Raw genomic sequence first — 6,000 nt, 5'->3', positions numbered from 1 at the left:
TGGTGATCCGCCCGTCTTATGTGCTGGGCGGGCGCGCGATGGAAATCGTGCGCGATCAGGCGCAGCTTGAACGCTATATCTCGGATGCCGTTGTTGTGTCGGGTGACAGCCCCGTGCTGCTGGACAGCTACCTGTCCGGTGCGGTTGAGGTGGATGTGGATTGCCTGTGCGACGGTGAAAACACCCATGTTGCCGGCATCATGCAACACATCGAAGAAGCGGGCGTGCATTCGGGTGACAGCGCCTGTTCCCTGCCCCCCTATTCACTGTCCGACGCGATGATTGCTGAAATCCGCGCACAGACCGAAAAATTGGCGCTTGCGCTGCATGTCGTGGGCCTGATGAACGTGCAATTCGCGGTAAAGGATGAAGAGGTCTACCTGATCGAGGTGAACCCCCGCGCATCGCGCACCGTGCCCTTTGTGGCCAAGGCAACCGACAGCGCCATCGCATCCATCGCCGCACGGCTGATGGCGGGTGAACCGCTGTCCAACTTCCCGCTGCGCGCGCCCTACCCCGCAAGCGAAAACCCGATGGACGTGCTGCCGCTGGGCGATGCCTTTACCTTGGCTGACCCCAACACCCCGTGGTTTTCGGTGAAAGAGGCCGTGTTGCCCTTTGCCCGCTTCCCCGGCGTCGATACAATCCTTGGGCCGGAAATGCGGTCTACCGGTGAAGTCATGGGCTGGGATCGGTCGTTTCCCCGCGCCTTCCTAAAGGCGCAGATGGGGGCGGGCACCAACCTGCCCACGCAAGGCACTGTTTTCATCTCGATCCGCGACACGGATAAGACAGCCGATATGGTGGATGCGTCAAAAACCCTCATCTTGCTTGGGTTTACCATCGTTGCCACCCGTGGCACCGCCAGCTGGTTGCGCAAAAACCAAGTCGATTGCGAAATCGTCAACAAAGTCTATGAAGGCGGGCTGACAATCGTTGACCGCCTGAAGGATGGCCATATCGCGCTGGTGTTCAACACCACCGAGGGCGCGCAGGCCGTCGAGGATAGCCGCGACATTCGTGCTGTCGCGCTTTATGATAAGATTCCGTATTTCACCACCGCTGCTGCCGCCCATGCCGCCACGCTGGCGATGCGGGCCAGATCAGAGGGCGATCTGGCCGTCAGAAGCCTGCAAGGCTAGGGCAAACTTGCGGGCATTCCGCAAGGTCAAGCTGATGTGACGGCTGTGGACAAACACAGCGCAGCCGTCATACTTTATTCTGCCAACCCTAGGGAATAGAATGAACAACGTCGCCATCACCGGAACCGGAGTTTTTACCCCAAGCCTTGTCATCACAAACGCCGAATTGGTGGCCGCGTTCAACACCTACGCCGATATGTGGAATGCCGAAAATGCCCGTGCCATCGCAGCCGGACAGGTGGCCGCCAAAGACCATTCATCGGCCGATTTCATCTATTCCGCATCCGGCATCAAACAACGCTATGTACTCGATAAAAGTGGTATTCTTGACCCCGGCAGGATGTTTCCAAACCTACCGGCCCGGCGTGACACCGAACCCAGCTATATGGCCGAAATCGGGGTGGACGCAGCGCAAAAGGCGCTTTCAGCAGCAGGGCGTCGCGCTGGAGATGTCGATCTTGTCATCTGCGCCGCATCGAACATGGAACGGGCCTATCCTGCAATTAGCGTAGAGATTCAAAAACTTCTGGGTGCCGGCGGCTTTGCCTTTGATATGAATGTCGCCTGTTCCAGCGCGACTTTTGGCATTCAGGCAGCGGCGGATATGATCCGCACAGGGTCTATCCGTGCAGCACTTGTCATCAATCCTGAAATTTGCAGCGCGCATCTGGAATGGCGCGACCGCGATTGTCATTTCATTTTCGGTGATGTGGCCACAGCCACGCTGTTGGAACGCGACGAAGGGCTGTCGCAGCCCCGCTTCAAGGTGCTTTCGACCCGCTGCGCCACCCAGTTCAGCAACAATATCCGCAACAATAACGGCTACATGCGCCGCAGCCACGACCAGATGGAAGACCGACGCGATATGCAGTTCATGCAAAACGGGCGCAAGGTATTCAAAGAGGTGCTGCCGCTGGTTAGCCAGCATATCGCCGATCATCTGGCTGAAACCGGCGTCGCGGCATCAGACCTGCGCCGGCTTTGGCTGCATCAAGCCAACAAGACAATGAACGACTTTATCGGTAAAAAGGTTTTGGGCCGCGTCCCTGCCCCTGGGGAACAGCCCAATATTCTGCAAGATTACGCCAATACATCATCGGCCGGATCGATCATCGCCTTTTCGAAACATTCCGACGATCTGCCGGTCGGCGACAAAGGGCTGATCTGTTCCTTCGGGGCCGGCTATTCGGTGGGGTCCGTCATCGTTGAACGCGCCTAGCTGCTGACCCGTTTGTGGACATCCATGGGCGTTTCAACCCTTTCCGAATAGCGATCAACCAGCATCGTGCTGCGTGCGCGGATCATCAAGGTAAAGCGGGCCAGTTCCTCCATCACGTCAACGATGCGGTTATACAGCGGCGAAGGTTTCATGCGCCCGTTATCGAATTCTTTCCACGCCATTGGCACTGACGATTGGTTCGGGATGGTGATCATCCGCATCCAGCGCCCAAGGATCCGCAACTGGTTGACCGTGTTGAACGATTGCGAACCGCCCGACACCTGCATCAGCGCCAGCGTTTTACCCTGTGTTGGCCGGATGCCGCCAAGCGGTGCCAGCGGCAGCCAGTCGATCTGCGTTTTCATGATCCCCGTCATGGCACCATGCCGTTCAGGGCTGGACCAGACCATGCCTTCGGACCAAAGCGCCAGTTCGCGCAGTTCAGCCACCTTGGGGTGATCAGCATCCGCATCATCCGGCAGGGGCAGGCCAGACGGGTCGAAAAACCGCGTTTCACAGCCCAGCGCACGCAACACGCGCGCGGCTTCTTCGGCACAAAGCCGCGAATAACTGACAGGCCGCAATGATCCGTATAACAACAGAATACGCGGCGGATGCCCTGGATCACCCGGCCCGACAAGTGCAGGGATATCCAGTGGTTTCAAGGCGCTGGCAATCACGTTGGGTATGTCTGACGTATCCATGGCACGCGGTCCTGTTACTGGCGTTCTTGTCAGGGATTTAACATTCATCGCGCCAGAGGAAAGGCCAAAAACCAAAATTGCTGGCCTTGCAATTCGCCGCATGCGGGGGCTAATCACAGCCATGGCAAAGCTTTATTTCAACTATTCCACAATGAACGCCGGCAAATCGACCGTGTTGCTGCAAGCCTCGCACAACTATATCGAACGCGGCATGCAAACCTATCTGTTGACGGCGCAGATGGATCATCGCGCAGGTGCCGGTCGGATCGGTAGCCGCATCGGGATTGGTGCCGATGCAGATACCTTTGCCCCTGGCGAAGACCTGTTTGCAAAAATCGCCGCCCGGCTGGCGCAAGGCCCCTGCGCCTGCGTGTTCATCGACGAAGCGCAGTTTTTGCACCCCGATCAGGTCTGGCAGCTGGCCCGCGTGGCCGATGATCTGGCCGTGCCGGTGATGACATTCGGCCTGCGGGTTGATTTTCTGGGGCAGTTATTTCCCGGATCAGCCGCGTTGCTGGCGCTGGCCGATGACATGCGTGAAATTCGCACGATTTGTCATTGCGGCAAGAAGGCCACCATGGTGGTGCGCAAAGACGCCCACGGGCAGGTCATGACATCCGGCGACCAGATCGCCATTGGTGGCAATGACCGCTATGTGTCACTGTGCCGCCGCCATTGGCGCGCCGAAATAGGCGATAAAGCACGTCAATAAAAACTTTGCGGGTCGATATCGATGGCCAGACGCACCTGCGCGGGCAGCCGGAATTGCGCCGCCCATTGCGCAAGAGCCGCTTGCAACGGGGCTGATTTGTCTGCTTTGACCAGCAACCGCACCCGATGCCGCCCACGCACCCGCGCGATGGGTGCCGGGGCCGGGCCGTAAACCTGCGCACCGATCCGGCGCAAGGGCGCATCACGCCGCGCCATGTCAGCGCCCAGATCGAACAGATCTTGCAGGTTCGGACTGCTTAGGATGATGCCAGCCATGCGGCCATAAGGTGGCACGCCAGCCGCCTTGCGCTCTGCGGCTTCGGCAGCCCAGAAACCTTCTTCATCACCTGCAAGGATCGACCGGATCACCGGATGTTCGGGCTGATATGTCTGCAACAGCGCCACACCCGGGGTTTCGGCGCGCCCGGCCCGCCCTGCCACCTGGCGCATCAATTGAAATGTGCGTTCGGCGGCGCGCAGGTCAGACCCTTGCAGCCCCAGATCGGCATCGATCACCCCCACCAGCGTCAGCAGTGGAAAGTTATGCCCCTTGGCCACCAGTTGCGTGCCGATGATGATATCGGTGCCGCCTTGGGCGATATCTTCGATATGCGCCTTCATCGCGCGCGCCGATCCATAAAGATCTGATGACAGCACCGCGATGCGCGCATTGGGGAACAGGCCCGCCACCTCTTCACCCATGCGTTCCACGCCGGGACCAACCGCGCTTAGCTTACCTTCGGCATCGCAATGGGGGCATTTGGTGGGGATCGGTTTGGTTTCACCGCATTGGTGGCACATCAGCCGTTTCAGAAACCGGTGTTCCACCATCCGCGCATCGCAGTGATCGCAGCCAATCTGATGCCCGCAGGCCCGGCACAGCGTGATCGGGGCATAGCCGCGCCGGTTGAGAAAGATCAGTGATTGTTCGCCCCTTTCCAGCCGGTGCGCGATGGCGCGGCGCAGGGAAGGCGATACCCATTTGCCGCCCGGCACATCCTCTGACCGCATGTCGATCGCGGCCATTTTCGGCATTACCGCGACCCCGAACCGCGACGTCAGGTTCAACCGTTTGTATTTGCCCGCCTCTACATTGGCCCAGCTTTCAAGGCTGGGCGTGGCCGAAGCCAGCACCACCTGCGCCCCGTTGATCGCTGCGCGCAGCACGGCCATGTCGCGGGCGTTATACAGCACACCGTCCTCTTGTTTATAAGACGTGTCGTGTTCTTCATCCACGACAATCAGGCCAAGATTCTGAAAGGGTAGAAACAACGCAGACCGCGCACCGACAACAAGCTGCGCATCGCCCTGCCCGACCATCCGCCAGCACCGGCGGCGTTCGGTCATGGTCACGCCGGAATGCCATTCGGCGGGCTTCATCCCGAAGCGCGCCTCGACCCGGTTGATGAATTCCCCCGACAGCGCGATTTCGGGCAGCAGCACAAGCGCCTGACGGCCCATGCGCAAGGCTTCGGCAACCGCCTCTAGATAGACCTCGGTTTTACCTGATCCGGTCACGCCTTTCAGCAGGGTCGTGCCATAGTGATCGCTGCGCAGGGCGGCGCGCAGGGCCTCGGCACCGGCGGCCTGATCGGCGCTAAGCGTCTTGCCGCCATAATCAGGGTCAAGCGCGGGATAGGGCATATCGCGCGGGGCGTCTTCCTCGCGCACGGCCCCCTGTTTGACCAGCCCCTTGACGACCGATGTGCCGACACCGGCCATTTCAGCCAGTTCGCCAAGGGTAAAGAACAGCCCGCCATAATCGCGCAACACCGCCAGCACCTTTTCACGGGCGTCGGTCATGCGGGCCGGTGCGCTGGCACCCAGCCGGTAAACGGTGCGCATCGACGGGGCGTCGCCCAGCCTTGGCGCGCGGGTGGCAAGGCGCAGCATCGCAGGCAGCGGCGTCAGCGTGTAATCGGCGGCGCGCGTCAGAAATGCGTGCATTTCATCGCGCATCGGGGCGACATCCAGCACACGGATGACCGACCTGATCTTCGCGCTGTCAAAATCCCCCTTGCCCGGCCCCCAGACCACGCCCAACACGCGGCGTGGCCCCAGCGGCACCTCGACAAAGGCCCCCAGATGACAACCGCCTTCGGGTGCCTTGTAATCCAGCGGCCGGTCAAGCGGTTGGGTGGTCAGCACGCCGACCAGATCACCTGCATGGAAATAGCTATCAGTCATAACCGCCTTTTGAGGGTTCACGCGTCCTGCGACCTGA

The 6,000-nt window shown here is 60.1% G+C and carries 5 protein-coding genes; 3 read left to right on the top strand and 2 right to left on the bottom strand.

From position 1 onward, the window contains the following. Both IBX59_RS11930 and IBX59_RS11925 read left to right on the top strand, forming a co-directional pair. Positions 1–1,142 (top strand): ATP-grasp domain-containing protein (locus tag IBX59_RS11930; RefSeq protein ID WP_296375804.1); only part of this gene is annotated, 1,142 nt, incomplete at its 5' end. Positions 1,143–1,242: 100 nt separating this feature from the next. Further along, entirely contained in the window at positions 1,243–2,361 is a 1,119-nt protein-coding gene (locus IBX59_RS11925) for a beta-ketoacyl-ACP synthase III (protein ID WP_296375802.1), read from the top strand. On the opposite strand, the gene arsH is transcribed toward IBX59_RS11925, so the two are convergent. Further along, positions 2,358–3,065, bottom strand: coding sequence for an arsenical resistance protein ArsH (arsH, locus tag IBX59_RS11920; RefSeq protein WP_296375800.1), 708 nt, complete (start codon positions 3,063–3,065; stop codon positions 2,358–2,360). The two genes, IBX59_RS11925 and arsH, sit on opposite strands and share 4 nt — an antisense overlap. Before the next feature lie 121 nt (positions 3,066–3,186). Here arsH and IBX59_RS11915 point away from each other — a divergent pair, with 121 nt between their 5' ends. Next, positions 3,187–3,777, top strand: coding sequence for a thymidine kinase (locus IBX59_RS11915; protein WP_296375798.1), 591 nt, complete (start codon positions 3,187–3,189; stop codon positions 3,775–3,777). Here the strand turns inward: IBX59_RS11915 and IBX59_RS11910 are convergent. After that, a complete protein-coding gene (locus tag IBX59_RS11910; RefSeq protein WP_296375796.1) occupies positions 3,771–5,963 on the bottom strand; it encodes a primosomal protein N' in 2,193 nt (730 codons plus the stop codon). The genes IBX59_RS11915 and IBX59_RS11910 overlap by 7 nt on opposite strands. Positions 5,964–6,000: the final 37 nt, after the last annotated feature.

It is taken from the genome of Yoonia sp. (genome assembly GCF_014859355.1).
Classification (GTDB): Bacteria; Pseudomonadota; Alphaproteobacteria; order Rhodobacterales; family Rhodobacteraceae; genus Yoonia.
Note: the sequence above shows the minus strand (reverse complement) of the source record. Positions and strands in the feature narration are given on the sequence as shown.